The sequence below is a fragment of the Enterococcus plantarum genome (genome assembly GCF_001730295.1).
In the GTDB taxonomy this organism is placed as follows: domain Bacteria; phylum Bacillota; class Bacilli; order Lactobacillales; family Enterococcaceae; genus Enterococcus_L; species Enterococcus_L plantarum.
This window is the reverse complement of sequence record NZ_MIKA01000049.1, coordinates 1-17,145: the sequence shown is the minus strand read 5'-3', so window position 1 is coordinate 17,145 and position 17,145 is coordinate 1. Positions and strand designations below refer to the sequence as shown.

At 37.5% G+C, this 17,145-nt stretch carries 14 protein-coding genes; 12 read left to right on the top strand and 2 right to left on the bottom strand.

Annotated features, from left to right (window positions below):
• Positions 1 to 273: 273 nt before the first annotated feature.
• The 6 genes from ilvD to BCR22_RS13655 all read left to right on the top strand — a co-directional run bounded on the left by ilvD (position 274) and on the right by BCR22_RS13655 (position 8,869).
• The gene (gene ilvD, locus BCR22_RS13680) at positions 274 to 1,965 is read left to right on the top strand and encodes a dihydroxy-acid dehydratase (protein WP_069655444.1); all 1,692 of its coding nucleotides are present in this window, start codon (positions 274 to 276) and stop codon (positions 1,963 to 1,965) included.
• A 13-nt stretch (positions 1,966 to 1,978) separates the two neighbouring features.
• Positions 1,979 to 3,673: a biosynthetic-type acetolactate synthase large subunit gene (gene ilvB, locus BCR22_RS13675; RefSeq protein ID WP_069655443.1), complete on the top strand. Its 1,695-nt coding sequence runs from the start codon at positions 1,979 to 1,981 to the stop codon at positions 3,671 to 3,673.
• Position 3,674: 1 nt separating this feature from the next.
• Positions 3,675 to 4,157 (top strand): acetolactate synthase small subunit, encoded by a 483-nt coding sequence (gene ilvN / locus BCR22_RS13670; protein WP_069655442.1) that lies wholly within the window; start codon positions 3,675 to 3,677, stop codon positions 4,155 to 4,157.
• A 54-nt stretch (positions 4,158 to 4,211) separates the two neighbouring features.
• Positions 4,212 to 5,207 (top strand): ketol-acid reductoisomerase, encoded by a 996-nt coding sequence (gene ilvC, locus BCR22_RS13665; protein ID WP_069655441.1) that lies wholly within the window; start codon positions 4,212 to 4,214, stop codon positions 5,205 to 5,207.
• 66 nt (positions 5,208 to 5,273) lie between these two features.
• A complete protein-coding gene (gene ilvA / locus BCR22_RS13660) occupies positions 5,274 to 6,530 on the top strand; it encodes a threonine ammonia-lyase IlvA (protein ID WP_141706584.1) in 1,257 nt (418 codons plus the stop codon).
• A gap of 470 nt (positions 6,531 to 7,000) precedes the next feature.
• Positions 7,001 to 8,869: an acyltransferase family protein gene (locus BCR22_RS13655; protein ID WP_069655439.1), complete on the top strand. Its 1,869-nt coding sequence runs from the start codon at positions 7,001 to 7,003 to the stop codon at positions 8,867 to 8,869.
• A 154-nt stretch (positions 8,870 to 9,023) separates the two neighbouring features.
• On the opposite strand, the gene BCR22_RS13650 is transcribed toward BCR22_RS13655, so the two are convergent.
• Both BCR22_RS13650 and BCR22_RS13645 read right to left on the bottom strand, forming a co-directional pair.
• Positions 9,024 to 9,545 carry a GNAT family N-acetyltransferase gene (locus tag BCR22_RS13650; protein ID WP_069655438.1) on the bottom strand — a complete coding sequence of 174 codons (522 nt, stop codon included), beginning with the start codon at positions 9,543 to 9,545 and terminating at the stop codon, positions 9,024 to 9,026.
• A gap of 17 nt (positions 9,546 to 9,562) precedes the next feature.
• Positions 9,563 to 10,381, bottom strand: a complete 819-nt coding sequence (locus BCR22_RS13645; RefSeq protein ID WP_111248775.1) for an NUDIX domain-containing protein — start codon at positions 10,379 to 10,381, stop codon at positions 9,563 to 9,565.
• Positions 10,382 to 10,554: 173 nt separating this feature from the next.
• Here BCR22_RS13645 and BCR22_RS13640 point away from each other — a divergent pair, with 173 nt between their 5' ends.
• The 6 genes from BCR22_RS13640 to BCR22_RS13615 all read left to right on the top strand — a co-directional run bounded on the left by BCR22_RS13640 (position 10,555) and on the right by BCR22_RS13615 (position 16,947).
• Entirely contained in the window at positions 10,555 to 11,100 is a 546-nt protein-coding gene (locus BCR22_RS13640) for a biotin transporter BioY (protein WP_069655436.1), read from the top strand.
• A gap of 1 nt (position 11,101) precedes the next feature.
• Positions 11,102 to 11,416, top strand: a complete 315-nt coding sequence (locus BCR22_RS13635; RefSeq protein WP_069655435.1) for a CHY zinc finger protein — start codon at positions 11,102 to 11,104, stop codon at positions 11,414 to 11,416.
• 392 nt (positions 11,417 to 11,808) lie between these two features.
• Positions 11,809 to 13,254: a PTS mannitol transporter subunit IIBC gene (locus tag BCR22_RS13630; RefSeq protein ID WP_069655434.1), complete on the top strand. Its 1,446-nt coding sequence runs from the start codon at positions 11,809 to 11,811 to the stop codon at positions 13,252 to 13,254.
• A gap of 27 nt (positions 13,255 to 13,281) precedes the next feature.
• Complete coding sequence (locus BCR22_RS13625; RefSeq protein ID WP_069655433.1) at positions 13,282 to 15,363, top strand: BglG family transcription antiterminator; 2,082 nt, start codon at positions 13,282 to 13,284, stop codon at positions 15,361 to 15,363.
• A gap of 1 nt (position 15,364) precedes the next feature.
• A complete protein-coding gene (locus tag BCR22_RS13620) occupies positions 15,365 to 15,799 on the top strand; it encodes a PTS mannitol transporter subunit IIA (protein ID WP_069655432.1) in 435 nt (144 codons plus the stop codon).
• Positions 15,796 to 16,947 carry a mannitol-1-phosphate 5-dehydrogenase gene (locus BCR22_RS13615; RefSeq protein WP_069655431.1) on the top strand — a complete coding sequence of 384 codons (1,152 nt, stop codon included), beginning with the start codon at positions 15,796 to 15,798 and terminating at the stop codon, positions 16,945 to 16,947. The genes BCR22_RS13620 and BCR22_RS13615 overlap by 4 nt, the downstream gene beginning before the upstream one ends.
• Positions 16,948 to 17,145 lie beyond the last annotated feature (198 nt).

The following is a 17,145-nucleotide window of genomic DNA, read 5'->3' as shown; positions in this document are numbered from 1 at the left end:
TAAAAGAGGAGACCATTATCATGAAAAAGACAAACAACAGCCACGTATTAGTCATTATTTTATCGTGTAGGACTTAGAACACTGAGAAATTTCGCAGATGTTAGAGTCCTGTTTGTCTTTGGTAAATGGGGGTCTTACTAAAGCATCCCATTCAATTGATGGGATGCTTTTTTTGTAGAAAGTTATATAAAGAGGCACGAGGAAAAATAAAAAACGAATCCGAAGAATCATAATTGAACTCTTCTGGAGATAACTGAATTGGAGTGGATGAAAATGCGTAGTGATCAAATCAAAAAAGGAATTGAAGCAGCACCTGCCAGAAGCTTACTTTATGCAACTGGACAAGTAAAAAATGCCAAAGATATGGACAAGCCGTTTATCGCAATTTGTAACTCATATATTGATATTGTGCCTGGGCATGTGCATTTAAGAGAATTGGCGGATGTTGCCAAAGAAGCAATCCGGGAAGCTGGAGGAATTCCTTTTGAGTTTAATACGATCGGTGTTGATGATGGTATTGCTATGGGACATATCGGTATGCGCTACTCATTACCAAGTAGAGAGATTATTGCTGATGCTGCTGAGACCGTAATCAATGCTCACTGGTTTGATGGTGTCTTCTATATTCCAAACTGCGACAAAATTACTCCTGGTATGCTGATGGCTAGTGTTAGAACAAACGTTCCAGCAATTTTCTGTTCTGGTGGCCCAATGAAAGCAGGTATCGATCCAAGAGGTCACACGACTACTCTTTCTAATATGTTTGAAGCGGTAGGAACATTTAAAGAAGGGAAAATGACGGAAGAAGAATTTAATTTTATGGAACAAAATGCCTGTCCAACTTGTGGTTCATGTGCAGGAATGTTTACAGCGAATTCTATGAATTGCTTGATGGAAGTTTTAGGAATGGCATTACCTGGTAACGGAACTATTTTAGCCGTTTCAGACGAACGAAGAGAGCTTGTTAGGCAATCAGCATTCCATTTGATGGATTTAGTCAAAAATCAGGTGAAGCCAAGAGATATCATTACAAAAGAAGCCATTGATGATGCTTTTGCATTGGATATGGCGATGGGTGGCTCAACAAACACTGTGTTGCATACCTTGGCGATTGCGAATGAAGCAGAAATCGACTACAACTTAGAAGAAGTCAATGCGATTGCTGAACGTGTGCCTTACTTGTCTAAAATTGCACCATCGTCAGCGTATTCAATGCATGACGTTCATGAAGCTGGAGGTGTTCCGGCAATCATGAAAGAGTTAGTAGACTTAGGAAACGCTATCCATCCAGATCGTATCACCGTTACAGGAAAAACAATTCGTGAAAACGTTCAGGATGCTGTAATCAAAAATGAAGAAGTTATCCATCCAAAAGAAAATCCATATAGCCCAGTTGGAGGTTTGTCAATTTTGTATGGAAATATCGCACCCAAAGGAAGTGTAATCAAGGTTGGTGGAGTAGATCCTTCAATCAAAAAATTCGTAGGAAAAGCTATTTGCTTTAGTTCTCATGATGAAGCTGTTGCAGCAATCGATGATCATACAGTGAAAAAAGGACATGTGGTGGTTATTCGTTATGAAGGACCAAAAGGCGGCCCTGGTATGCCAGAAATGTTGGCTCCAACATCAAGTATCGTTGGACGAGGGTTAGGGAAAGATGTGGCTTTGATTACGGATGGTCGTTTTTCAGGGGCAACTCGTGGAATAGCAGTAGGACATATTTCTCCAGAAGCGGCAGCAGGCGGTCCCATTGCGTTAGTCAAAGATGGCGATGAAATTGAAATTGATTTGATTAATCGAACACTAGAATTACATGTTTCTGATGAAGAATTGGCGAAAAGAAATGACCAATTGCCGAAATTTAAAGCGAAAGTAAAAACAGGATACTTAGCTCGTTACACGGCGTTGGTAACATCAGCGCATACAGGAGGAATCATGCAGATTCCAGAAGATTTGCTAGACTAGAGGAGGGAAGCTCATGGCGGAAGAACAAAGAAAAATGAAAAATGGTTCAAGAATCTTAATTGATGCACTGCAAAAACAAGAAGTAGAAATGATATTTGGATATCCTGGTGGGGCGGTCCTCCCTCTATATGATGCATTATATGACAGAGATATTCCTCATATTTTGACAAGACATGAACAAGGAGCGGTCCATGCTGCAGAAGGATATGCTAAAGCTACTGGAAAACCTGGGGTCGTAATCGTAACTAGTGGTCCTGGTGCAACAAATGCAATTACCGGTATTGCGGATGCGATGAGTGATTCGATTCCGATGGTTGTTTTCACAGGTCAGGTAGTTACAGATGGCATTGGCAAAGATGCCTTTCAAGAAGCTGATGTCATCGGACTGACAATGCCTATTACAAAAAATAATTACCAAGTTCGTGAGACCAAAGAATTACCGAGAATCATCGAAGAAGCTTTTCACATTGCGACAACAGGTAGAAAAGGACCAGTTGTAATCGATTTGCCTAAAGATATGACAATCATGGAAGCTGATGCTGAGATTGAGGTCAATTTAAATTTACCTAGCTATCAGCCGACAGTAAAACCAAATAAACTTCAAGTAAAAAAACTGATGGAAGCTTTAGCAGTTGCTAAAAAACCCTTAATATTGGTTGGTGCAGGCGTTTTACATGCTGATGCTGGGAAAGAATTAGTAGAATTTATCAATAAATACCAAGTTCCAGCGCTATGTACCCTTTTAGGTTTAGGGGCAGTCCCGACAGAAAATGAATTATTTTTAGGGATGGGTGGCATGCATGGGTCTTTTGCGGCTAATATGGCTTTGACCGACTGCGATCTGTTGATCAATCTAGGTTCCCGTTTTGACGATCGTTTGGCTAGTGCGCCAAAAGAATTTGCTTCGAATGCAGTAATTGCACATGTTGATATTGATCCAGCAGAAATTGGCAAAATTATTGAAACGCAAATACCGATTGTAGCAGATGCCAAAGAAACATTAAAAGAGATGTTAAAGATTGAAGTTGAAAGTGCCGATTGTACGGAATGGAGAAAACTAAATCTTTCAAGAAAAAAATTGCATCCCTTTAAATACGATAAAGAACAAAAGGCAGAAATCAAACCTCAAAAAGTCATTGAATTTATTGGGGAACTGACAAATGGTGAAGCGATTGTGGCAACCGATGTAGGTCAGCACCAAATGTGGGCAGCTCAGTTTTATCCATTCAAAAATGAGAAACAGCTTATAACAAGTGGTGGTCTAGGAACGATGGGGTACGGTGTGCCAGCTGCAATTGGCGCAAAATTAGGTTGTCCAGACAAAGAAGTTGTACTTTTTGTTGGTGATGGTGGGTTCCAAATGACGAATCAAGAATTAGCAATTTTAACTATATACAATATTCCAATTAAAATTGTGATTTTGAATAATCAATCATTAGGAATGGTGCGTCAATGGCAGGAAAGTTTCTTCAACGAACGTCGTTCAGAATCAGTTTTCACCTCTCAACCGGATTTTGTGAAGATGGCAGAAGCCTATCATATCAAAGGACTCCGAATAGAGGATCCCAAAACTCTAGAAGCTGAATTGACAGAAGCCTTTAAAGAAACAGGTCCTTTGTTGATTGAAGTCATGGTGTCACCAACGGAACATGTATTACCAATGGTTCCAGCGGGTAAAGCAAACTATCAAATGCTGGGGGTGGACTGAAATGAGACGAATCATTACAGCGACAGTCAATAATAATTCAGGTGTCTTAAATCGTTTTAGTGGTGTACTGACGCGTAGGCAAGTTAATATCGATAGTATTTCAGTTGGACCGACAGAATTAGACAATGTTTCACGAATTACGATTGTGATTCAAGTAGCCGACTTAAATGAAAGTGAACAGGTCACTAAACAATTGAACAAACAAATCGATGTGATCAAGGTTTCTGATATAACAGATGAACCACATTTAGAAAGAGAATTAGCGTTGGTAAAACTTAATGCACCAGCTGCTGTTCGAGCTGAATTATTCTCTGTGATCGATCCATTTAGAGCGAACGTGATTGATGTAGGTACTCGCTCAGTGGTGATTCAAGTCACAGGAACGAGCGAAAAAATCAGTGCATTTGTTGATGTAGTTACACCTTATGGAATCAAACAACTTGCACGAACAGGTGTTACAGGATTTACTCGAGGCAACAACTAAAAAAAGGTCTTAAAGCATACGCTTATAAGCATAAAAAATTTGGAGGGTTCAACAATGGCAAAAGTATATTATGATAACTCAGTAGAAAACAATCAATTAGAAGGGAAAACGATCGCCATCATTGGCTACGGTTCACAAGGTCACGCCCATGCGCAAAACTTAAGAGACAATGGGAATCAAGTCATCATCGGAATCCGTGAAGGAAAATCAGCGGAAGCTGCTCGTAATGATGGATTTGATGTGTTAACAGTTGAAGAAGCATCTAAAAAAGCAGATGTAGTCATGATTTTAGCTCCAGATGAAATCCAAGGAGATCTTTATGACAATGAAATTGCACCAAACTTAGAAGCTGGTAATGCTTTAGCATTCGGTCATGGTTTCAATATTCATTTTGATGTAATCAACCCACCAAAAGATGTGGATGTTTTCTTAGTTGCTCCAAAAGGACCAGGACATCTTGTTCGTCGTACTTTTACAGAAGGCTTTGCTGTTCCAGCATTATTTGCGGTTTATCAAGATGCAACAGGCAAAGCAAGTGACGTGGCTTTATCTTATGCAAAAGGAATCGGTGCCACTCGTGTGGGAGTATTAGAAACAACCTTTAAAGAAGAAACTGAAACGGATTTATTTGGTGAACAAGCAGTATTGTGCGGTGGTTTAACAAGTTTGATTGAAGCAGGTTTTGAAACATTAACAGAAGCGGGCTACCAGCCAGAATTAGCGTACTTTGAAGTATGCCATGAATTGAAATTGATTGTTGACCTTATTTATGAGGGAGGATTTGAGAAAATGCGTAATTCAATCTCAAATACTGCTGAATATGGTGATTATGTTTCAGGGCCTCGTGTTGTGACTGCTGAAGCAAAAGCCAATATGAAAGAAGTCCTTACAGATATCCAAAATGGCAAATTTGCTAAAGGGTTCATTGATGATAATAAAAATGGCTTTAAAGAGTTCAATCAAATGCGTAAAGATAACGCTGGACACCCGATTGAAAAAGTTGGAGCAGAACTACGTAAAATGATGCCATTTGTCTCAAAAGAAGACTAAAATAGTAAATAGAGGTTGAGAAAAATAATTTTCTCAACCTTTTACATAATAAAGGGTGAGGAAAAATTGGTGAAATTAACTAAAGAAAATATCGAAGAAGCCTATGATACGTTAAAAGAGGTCGTAACGAAAACCCCATTACAGTACGATAGGTACCTATCACAAAAGTATCAATGTAATGTTTACTTAAAAAGAGAAGATTTACAAAAAGTACGTTCGTTTAAATTAAGAGGAGCCTATTATGCAATCAAACAAACGCCTCATGACATGCTAAAAAATGGCGTTGTGTGTGCTAGCGCTGGAAATCACGCGCAAGGAGTAGCGTTTACTTGCCATGAAATGAAGGTTTCAGCAATAATTTTTATGCCGACAACTACACCACAACAAAAAATCTCTCAAGTAAAATTTTTCGGTGGAGAGGAAGTAACCGTCAAATTAATCGGTGATACCTTTGATGCCTCTGCTAAAGCCGCTAAAGAATATGCCCAGGCTAATAATCAAGCATTTATTGATCCTTTTAATGATTTAAATATTATGGCTGGTCAAGGAACGGTAGCGGTTGAAGTCTTTCAAGAAGCAAAAGAATCTGAATTTCAAGTGGACTACTTGTTAGCAGCAATAGGTGGAGGAGGCTTAGTTAGCGGTATTTCAACCTATACTAAAAGTGTGAGCCCGACTACAGTAGTTGTAGGAGTAGAGCCACTTGGCGCTCAATCGATGCGGGCTGCTTTTAATGAAGGAAAGCCGGTAATGCTGGATAGTGTCGAAAAATTTGTGGATGGTGCTGCGGTCAAACAAGTTGGTAATTTAACATATGAACATGCACTTGAATATGTAGATGAGCTGTTGGCTGTCGATGAAGGACAAGCGTGCTCAACGATTTTAGAGTTGTATACAAAACAAGCAATCGTTGTAGAGCCAGCTGGCGCATTAAGTGTTTCAGCTTTAGAACTCGTTAAGGATGATATAAAAGGGAAAAATGTAGTTTGTATTATTAGTGGTGGTAACAATGATATTAACCGTATGGAAGAAATTGAAGAACGTTCATTGATTTTTGAAGGATTGAAACATTATTTTGTCATCAATTTTCCGCAGCGACCGGGTGCATTAAGAGAATTTGTAACAGATATATTAGGTCCAAATGATGATATCACTCGTTTCGAATACACGAAAAAAGTCAATCGTGGAACAGGACCAGTTGTTTTGGGGATTTTGCTGAAAGATAAAGAAGAATTGCCAAACTTATTAGCAAAAATGGCAGAGTTCGATCCGAAGTATATCGATCTTAGTGATAATCCATCATTATATGCTCTACTTGTATAATAATGACACAAACGAAAGGATCCATTTTTTATCGCATTCAACAATAATTTAAACAACAATATATTGACGTAAAAGAGTGCCGAGGCAATGAAAAATACACGATAAATAACAAGTAATTATGTTCAATGAGATTGGATAGTATGTAAGATTAAATTCTTTCATATTGTCCACTCTTTTTTTTGAAAAAAAATTTCTAAAATTTGCTTAAAAAGTCAAAAAATGGAGTAAGAGCTCTTGCCATTTGTCAGGAAAGAACGTATATTTAACTTACTACATTAAATCGGTTAGAAAAACTACGACCGTCAAAGAGCATGAGCCAGATAGAAATTTTTTTACACTTCAACAGACTACCTTTTTTGGTCAAACACGACTTATTTTTTCTATCATCTGTCATTTTTAAAATCATGTTTCCTTTGTTAAAAAATTACTCGAATTATAAAAAAGAATATTAGTAAAGTTGGAAAATATAAATGAATAATAATAAAAGGTTAGAAAACCGCCGTTATATTACTGGGTTCGATGGGATTCGAACAATCGCGGTCGTCGGTGTGATTCTGTATCACTTGTTCCCCAATATAATGCATGGGGGCTATTTAGGCGTCCCTATTTTTTTTGCAGTTTCTGGATATTTAATTACTGATTTACTAAGGCAAGAGTGGCTTCAAACCGAAACAATCGATGTGAAAGGTTTCTATATACGCCGTATGAAACGGCTATACCCCGGCCTGATTACTATGCTGATTGGAGCATCAGCCTATATCGTTCTCTTTCAAAGAGACTTGTTAAACAACTTACGCAGCGTGGTCGCCAGCAGTGTGCTTTATTATAATAATTGGTGGCAGATTTTTAGAGGATTTTCTTATTTTGATCGATTTACAACGCAGTCGCCTTTTACACATATATGGTCTCTTGCCGTTGAAGCACAAAATTATTTGATTTGGCCATTGTTATTTATTGTCCTTAAAAGGTATGTTAAACACAGCGGTAAAATTTTTGGATTGATCATGGGGCTGGCTGTCGGTTCTGGTATTTTGATGGCTATTCTCTATACTCCAGGGGCAGATCCTACGAGAGTATATTATGGGACGGATACACGACTATTTTCGATTTTGATGGGAAGTGCTTTGGCTTTTGTTTGGCCAAGTTTCCGTTTGAAAGAAGAAATTCCGATAAAAGCTAAGACTTTACTAAACGGTGTTGGTATTGCGTCATTGGTTGCCTTATTGCTCGCATTTTTATTCTTAGCAGACCATTTTGCTTTTGTGTATTATGGCGGTATGTTTATTGTCAGCATTTTTGCAACACTTCTGGTTGCTGTTACGGCCCATCCAGGTGCAGACCTCAATCGTTGGCTGACGAACCCAGTATTTACTTGGTTTGGAAAAAGAAGTTATGGTATTTATTTGTATCAATTCCCAGTTATGATTTTTTATGAAGCAAAAATTCAAAATCTAAGCGATCATGTATTTCTACACTCCCTCATTGAAATAGCATTAATTTTAGGGATCAGTGAGCTTTCTTATCGTTTTATTGAAAAGCCTTTAGGTAAATTTTATTATAAATATACTTGGTTTGCTATTAAAGATTTTTTCCGCAAGCCATGGGCCACAATTCCTAAATTGACTGCCTTGATCAGTGTTGTTATATCCTGTTTTGCTCTTTTCGCGTTGGCTATTGCACCTTCAAATGAAGTAACCGCTGAACAACAACAGTTACAAAAAAATATTGAAGCAAATAAAAAGAAAGCAGAGCAACGAAAAGCAGAGGAGAAAGCCAAAAACGATGGGGAAACTAAAGACTCGACTGAACAATCAACTTCCCCAATAGAAACGAACTTTGATTTAACAGCCGAAGAGATGAAGAAGGCGAAAGGGATGGAAATCACGGCATTTGGCGATTCAGTTATTTTAGATGCTGCTTCAGGTCTTCAAGAAATTTTTCCTAAGATGATTGTTGATGGCGAAGTTGGCAGACAATTGTATACTAGTGCGCCAGTCATTGAAAAATTAGATGATGAAAAATTATTGAAAAATAATGTGCTAGTTGGTCTTGGAACGAACGGTTCCTTTACTGAAGCGCAGTTTGACGAATTTATGACAGCAATTGGTTCTAAACGTAAAGTTTATTGGATCAATGTCCGCGTTCCGACAAGGAGATGGCAAAATGACGTCAATACGATGCTTGAAACAATGAAAAAGAAATACAAAAATTTAGTTGTGATCGACTGGTATGGCTATAGTAATGATCATGAGGAATGGTTTTATGAGGATCGTGTTCATCCGAATGTGGACGGTCAAGTGAAGTATTCAAGTTTTATTGCAAAACAAATTGTAAAATAGTTTTTAAAGAGGCAGAGATATAACTCTATGAGTTATATCTCTGCCTCTTTTATAGTGATCTAACAGTATAATTTACCGTTTAAAGGTTAGAAACGTAAGCAATAAATAAAAACCAAAAAACAAAACGATATGATTGTCAGCATTTAGGCGTTTATTAAGACAATACCAATTGATAAGCAAATCGCTCACCATCAACAACAGGCAAAAGAATATCCCCTTGGTAGGTAAAACCAGCTTTTCTGATCAGCTGTTGCATCGCTTTATTTTTTGGATGCGTATCAATACGAATATCCAGAATAGTATTAAGTCTAGCAGTAGTGATCAGATAGTTCATTAACAGTAGGGCGAGACCTTTCCCCTGATAAAGTGGGGAAAGAGCGACTCGGTGGATTGTCCCGTATTTTTCATGTGTATTGTTCCATTGGCCGTTCATTATATGGTTATAGGGTGGTTCACTTTCTGTTGAAATGATTCCTAAACCAGCAATATCATCGTCAACAATCAATACATAACATCGTTGTAAAGTAATATCATGCTTTAATAGCTTTTCATTAGGTCCTTCACCATTTTGCCACTGGGGGATATTCTTTTCACGCAGAAGGCGACGAGCACTTTGAATGATTTTCATAATGTTGTTTAAGTCATCAGGGATTGCTTTTCGAAAATAAACAACCATAGGATCACCCTTTCTCTTTAGGCATTGTCAGCTTTTAGTTGATAAATTTTTGAAGGACGGCCAATACCAACGGGACGTTCTCCAATTTCTTCAAAATGATGGAGCATAGCTTTCTTAAAATTTGAATGGTCAATCGATTTATAATCAATTCCGGAGAACTTAGCAAATACTTTGCGTGCTTCTGTGATTGTAAAATCCTTTCCCAATACTTGAAGTACTTGAGGGTCATGCTCCATTTTATTTGCTACTCGATTGAAAGCTTTCAAAATGATTTCACTATGGTCAAAAGCTAATGTATCTTTACCAGTGGAGGCACCTGTATTTACATCTAACACAATTTCGACATCACTGTTTGTAAGAGAAAGGATGCTGTCTTTGCGTTCCATCGTAAACCACCGAACTTCTTTTGCATCATCGCCAGCTATCAAGGGTTCTTCCCCAATAAAAGCTAAGTAACTAATCGTTACGACCCAACCTCTAGGATCACGATCTGGTCTGCTGAAACTATGCAACTGTTCAATATTCTCTTTAGAAATGACTACACCTGTTTCTTCCTTAGTTTCTCGCAAGACACTTTCACCTGTTGATTCATTTCTATTAACAAAACCGCCAGGTAGAGCCCAAGAATTTCGGTAAGGATGTCCTTTTCTTTTGATCAGCAAAATTTTTAATTGATCTTCTTCTTTGTTATAGCACATTAAAACAATATCTACAGTTAGAGAAGGTTTTTCATACTCAGGAAGTTCTTGTTGATGATACCAGTTTAAAAAGTCAGTTTCGCTTGCTTCTTGTTCGTAATATTGCTTTTCTGCTTCCTTTGAACTAAAGTCTGCCAAATTGTTCATCCTCTCTATATCAGATAAAAGTACTTTTTACTTTATTGTATCATTATCAACAGGAAAAACAACTAAAGACTTAGTGTTTTTTTAGTTAACTTATTTTTTTTACAGGTTGACAAAAGAAAATCGAACGTGTATTTTTAATATAGATTATAGATTGGAGAAATTGAATGAAAACAAAAGATATCACTAAAATCGCTATTATGATCAGTATTATTATCGTTTTAGGCTTTTTCCCACCGATTCCGATTAGTCTTTTACCAGTACCAATTGTTATTCAAAATGCTGGTTTTATGCTGAGTGGTTTACTTCTTGGAAAAAAAAATGGCACGATCGCGACTGTCCTTTTCCTATTACTTGTGGCTATTGGTTTTCCTGTTTTAGCGGGAGGACGCGGGGGAATGATGGTCTTTTTTGGAGTGACAGCAGGTTATCTCTTTGCCTATCCATTTGCTACTTATTTCATTGGTTGGATGAGCGAAAAATTTAATTCGAATAATCAAAATAGTTGGTATGCTTTTGCTATTACTCTTCTTTTTGGGGCATTATTTATTGATTTTTGTGGAGCTGTCGGCGTAAGTATTTTGTCTGACGTGACGTTGTCAAAAAGTTTGATAGCAAGTCTTGCTTTTATTCCAGGAGATGCAATAAAAGCATTTTTAGCGGCAATTATCGCAAAAAGAATTTCAAACTCTCTCGGACAAAGGAAGGATTAGCATGATCAAAATATTTGGTGCAACGATCGATAACGAAGGACGATGTCTTCACTATCACTCACCAGTCGATATAGTGGGGAATAAATGCTATTTTTGTAAAAAGTATTATGCTTGTTTTCATTGTCATGATGAACAAGAGGATCATCTTTTTTTAGCTTGGCCGATTTCAAAACAACCAAATGAAAAAGTTGTTGTTTGCGGGGTATGTCAAACTGAAATGACAGCAAGTGAATATAAAAAACAAACGGAATGTTTTCATTGCGGTCATTTGTTTAACAGAAATTGCTTAGACCATCGTCAGATATATTTTAATTAAATAGGTAGATAAGGTTGGGACAGAAGTGTTTATATACGAAGCCTTCAACTTTTAGTGCTTTAGCACTTAGGACTTGATGTAATCGAAGCAAAGGAAAGTAGTTGCTTCTACTCCCAACGTTTAGCCGGATTCCATAGGGGTGGGGCGTGACTTGTAGAGTCATGTCCCACCTCTGTTTTTTTCTATAAAAGATAGTTTACTCTTAGTAAAGTGAATAAGATAATTTCTTCTTCATTTTTTGTCCAAAGGATTTGGACAAAACTGATTTTTCATCTTCTTGTATCCTTTTAAGCGAGCGTTTACAATGTAGAAGACAAGCAAGGTTTGTCTGAAAGTGATCTGCGCAGATCAACTTTTCAATATTTTTCTTGTTTAGAAGAAGGAGGAAAACAATGGAACAAACACAAGGAAATTTAAAAGTGAAAGTTCAGCAATTTGGAAGTTTTCTAAGTGGAATGATCATGCCGAATATCGGGGCATTTATCGCATGGGGAATCTTGACGGCTTTATTTATTCCAACCGGCTGGTTTCCAAATCAACAATTAAATGAAATAACGGGACCGACAATTACGTATTTATTGCCAATATTGATTGGGTTTACTGGTGGTCGATTAGTTTATGATATTCGTGGTGGAGTTGTAGGTGCAATGGTTACGATGGGGGTGATCACTGGTGCTGAGATCCCTATGTTTCTTGGCGCAATGATCGTAGGACCTGCTGGAGCTTATGGCATAAAAAAATTCGATGCGCTAGTTGATGGCAAAATCAAACCGGGTTTTGAAATGTTGGTCAACAATTTTTCATCTGGAATCTTTGCTTCGATTTTAGCAATTATTGCTTTTTTAATTGTAGGACCAGCTGTTGAAACATTGAATAATGTGTTGGCGACTGGGGTTGGTTTCCTAGTTGAAAATGGCTTGCTTCCTTTAGCAAGTATCTTTGTTGAGCCTGCTAAAGTATTGTTCCTAAATAATGCTATCAATCATGGTGTAATAAGTCCGATTGCGATTGAGCAGGCTGCGGAGACAGGCCGTTCTGTTTTATTCTTATTAGAATCCAATCCTGGACCAGGATTGGGGATTTTATTAGCATATACTATTTTTGGTCGTGGCAGTGCTAAACAGACCGCTCCAGGTGCGATTATTATTCATTTTTTAGGTGGTATTCACGAAATTTATTTTCCATATATTTTAATGAAACCTGTACTGATTCTTTCCGCGATTGGTGGAGGAATGGCTGGAGTAATGACATTTTCTTTGTTTAATGCTGGATTAGTGGCACCTGCTTCACCAGGGAGTATTTTTGCTATTTTAGCAATGACACCTCGTGATGGGTATGTGGGCGTATTTGCTGGAATTATTGTAGCAACGGCCGTTTCCTTTGTCATTTCTGCTGTTGTTTTAAAAACGTCAAAAGAAACGAATACAACGATTGAATCGGCTTCAGAGCAAGCTAGCGCACTAAAAGGACGCAAAGCAATGACGCCAGAAGTAGGAACAGGTATTTTGGCAACTGAAAAATGGAGTAATCCGGTGGAAACGTTAGCGAATACTAAAAAAATTATTTTTGCTTGTGATGCCGGAATGGGATCGAGTGCGATGGGGGCCTCGGTTTTACGAAACAAAATTAAAAAAGCTGGTTTACCGATAGAAGTCGCGAATTCGGCGATAGCACAGCTTCCGGATGATGCTGATATTGTTGTGACGCATAAGGATTTAACCAATCGAGCAAAAGAAAAATTGCCTAAAGCTTATCATGTATCGGTCGATAATTTTTTGAGTAGTGAGAAGTACTATGAATTAGTTGAAAAACTATTAGCAATGAAAATACCTGTGTAACTAATGATTTTTAGAGAGGAGAATTCTATGTATCTTTCAGCACGAGCTCGATTAATCTTAGAGCAGCTGCTAAACAATAACCGCCCAGTTTATATCAACGAATTAGCCGAAGATCTAAGTGTTAGTGCTCGCACTATTCGGCGTGATTTAAAAGAAGTTGAGGAGATATTATCTTCCTATCAGATTTGCTTGGTGAAAGAACATAGAATTTTGACTTTAAAAGGACATGATTCGGATAAACAGCGGTTTCGTTGGCAACTAATGGATCTTTCATATAACGAGTACAGCCCAGAAGAGCGTCAACAAAAGATTCTCAAAAGCTTATTGAAAGAAGAAGGGCTAAAACTAGTTGGTTTGGCGAATGATCTAAATGTCACGATTTCTACAATCAGCAATGATTTAACGAAAATTGAAGAGCGGCTACCAAAAACCGTTAAAATCGAAAGAAGAAGAGGATTTGGTGTCTCTTTACAAGCAGACGAAGCACAAAAAAGAGCATTGATGAGTGAGCTCTTTGGCCAGCAGTTTCCAGATTACCGTTTGCTAAAATTCTTTCAAGAAACGTCTAGGGATTTGGCCACTAGCGATTGGGTAGAAGACCGTTTGTTAGATTTCGTTAGTGAATCATTATTAAAAAAAGTAGAACGAAGCGTTAAGAGATGGCGCAGTGTTAATCCAGAGACAATTAGTGATGAAGCGTATGCTAATTTGATTGTGCATATTTCAATTTCAGTAGAACGAATGATTGCAGGAAAATTTATTCAAACGTATGAAAATAACATCGAATTGATTCATTATCCAGAATTTACTGCAGCGCAGCAAATGCTTGCTGAAATTTTAGAGCTGGAACCAGAAGTTGTTCCTAATGGTGAGGCAAGTTATGTAACAACACATCTTAGAGGGGTAAAAACAGCCAAAAGTACATTTCGATTCATGGAAAATGAAGAAATAGAAGTTATGATTTTAGTAAAAAAACTAATTGAACAAGTTGAATATGCGTTAGGCCAAAAACTACCTAAAAAGCATTTGACTAAGGGATTGATTGCGCACTTAAGACCGACATTGAGACGCTTACAACAAGGAATGAGAATTTACAATCCGCTGATTCATTCGATCAAACAAGATTATGAAGATCTGTTCAAAGTTGTTAGAAGAGCATTTGATCAAGTGTATCAAGAAAAACCAACGCCAGATGAAGAAATTGGCTATTTAGTTTTGCACTTTGGCGCAGTGCTATTGCAAGTGGAAAGTACCAATCGTTTTTCTGGACTAGTTGTATGTGCGAGTGGCATCGGAACCTCAAGAATGTTGGTAACTCGATTGAGGCAACGAATACCGCAATTAAAGAAATTAGAAACAGTCTCTTTGTTTGAATTAGGAAGAAAAAAAGCAGAGGGGTATTACAATATTATTATTTCAACGATTGATTTAGGTCAAGTAGATTTTGATTATTTTTTAGTTTCACCTATTTTAACAGAAAGAGAACTTTCTCAGATCAGTGTTTTTTTGAAAAGTTTACACAGTGGCTATCATAAAAAAATGGCACATGAAGAACAAGAAGCACAGTTGACTTTGTTTGAAGCAACTCACTTTTTAGAACAACAACAGATTTTCACGTCAATCGTTCTAGCGCTATTAAAAAATTTCAACTACTCCAAATTGAATGAAAACTTAGGGACGATGGAAGATGCGGTTCGGGTCATTTGTACACAACTTTTAGAGAAAGCACCAGAGATTGATGTTGAAGCGTTAGTTAGTACTTTTTTATATGATGGCAATTGGAAAGCTTTCGGTCTACCAGGGACAAAAATAGGGTTGTTTCATGCGCGTAATGAGTCGATCAAAGAACCGGTTTTTCAGCTATTTTCATTGGAACAGTCACTTTCTATTGAAACGATGAATCACACAAAAATGCCGATTGATCGAATTGTTCTATTAGTGGTTCCAGAGAAATTTTCACAAGAAGGGTTAGAAGTTATCAGTTATATCAGTACACTTTTTGTCGACGATCAAGATATGATCCAACAGGTGGAGGATGGAGTAAAGGAAGAGGTCACCACATATATTGCACAAAAATTGTTAACATATTTAGAATCGAGGGGAAAATAATATGATTGCGTTAAAAAAAGAAGACATTGTGTTGAAGAAACGTTTTTCCGATAAAAAAAAAGCAATTGAAGCGGCAGGAAAACAGTTAGTAGATCAAGGATATGTTGAGCTGGACTATATTGAGAAAATGATTGAACGAGACCAATTGACCACAACGTACATTGGAAATATGGTGGCAATCCCACATGGAACAGATGACTCAAAACAACTAATCAATCATTCAGGAATTGTTATCTTACAAGTGCCAGAAGGTGTAGATTTTGATGGCAATGAAGTGAAATTGATTATTGGCATTGCAGGTGTTGGAGATGAACATTTGGAACTGTTATCCCAAATTGCTTTAGTTTGTTCCGAAACGGATAATGTCCAACAATTGATTGTTGCAGAATCAGAAGCGAAAATCATTGAATTATTTAAAAAGGAGGTGACAGTATGACAAAATTAGCTGTTCATTTTGGTGCTGGGAATATAGGTCGAGGCTTTATCGGTTGGTTATTGGTCCAAGCGGGATATGAAGTGATTTTTGCTGATGTGAATGAAAAAATTGTAGCTGAAATTAATGATCAAGGTCACTATGAAGTGATTTTAGCAAATGCAGAACAAGATCGCTCAACAGTTAAAGGGATCAAAGCTATCAATAGCGCTACTGAAACTGAAAAATTAGCTTCCTATATTAGCGAAGCTGAAATTGTCACAACAGCAGTAGGTCCGACCATTTTACCACATTTAGCAGAAGTCCTTGCAAAAGGGATTGAATTAAGAGCTGCCTCTAATCGATACTTAACAGTGATTGCTTGTGAGAATATGATTGGCGGGTCTGAAATGCTAAAATCGATGATTGTTCCTTTGTTATCCACTGCTGCAAGGAGCTATGTTAGTGGGTTTGTTGCCTTTCCTAATTCAGCCGTTGATCGTATCGTGCCAAATCAGGATCATGATAATCCACTGACTGTGACAGTAGAACCGTTTTATGAATGGGTGGTAGAGGAACCCTTAGACGAAAAAAACGCACCGAAAATCATTGGATTACGTTATGTTCCAGACTTAACACCTTATATTGAGCGTAAGCTATTTACAGTGAATACAGGACATGCAGTGACTGCTTATTTTGGCCATATGAGAAATATAGAATCGATCGAAGATGCGATTCATAACGAAAAGGTTCTTTTTATTGTCCGTAGTGCATTAGAAGAAACAGGTGCCTTACTAGAAAAAAAATTTCACTTTTCCCATCAAGAACATCAAGCTTATATTGATAAAATTATTGAGCGTTTTAAAAATCCATATGTTTCTGATTTTGTGACGCGTGTCGGTCGATCTCCAATTAGAAAAATAGGGAAGAATGATCGATTCATTCAGCCAGCTAGACAATTTGTTGAAGCGTTTAACGAAACACCAAAAGCCTTAGCAATTGCAATTGCGGCTGCAATGAAATTTGAGGAACCGACGGATGCAGAAGCTTGTGCACTACAAGAAGCTATTAAAGAACAAGGATTGGATCAAGCGATTGAACAATATACGGGCTTAAAACCTTATACAAAACTCTTTGAGAAAATAAAAACGTCTTATCATGAATTAGTGTAAAAAGAGGAAGCTGGGACAGAAGCGTTTATTTCCGAAGGGATTGCTTCTGCTCCCACCGTTTATGCGCATTTAGGGTGTGATACAAAAGTGATTTTTACTTTTTATACGAAAACTAAACTTGTAAAAAAAGCAAAAAAAGCTACCTCCTACCTAATGCGTAGTTAGCTATAATTGGTCTAGAACACTTTAGCGACTAAA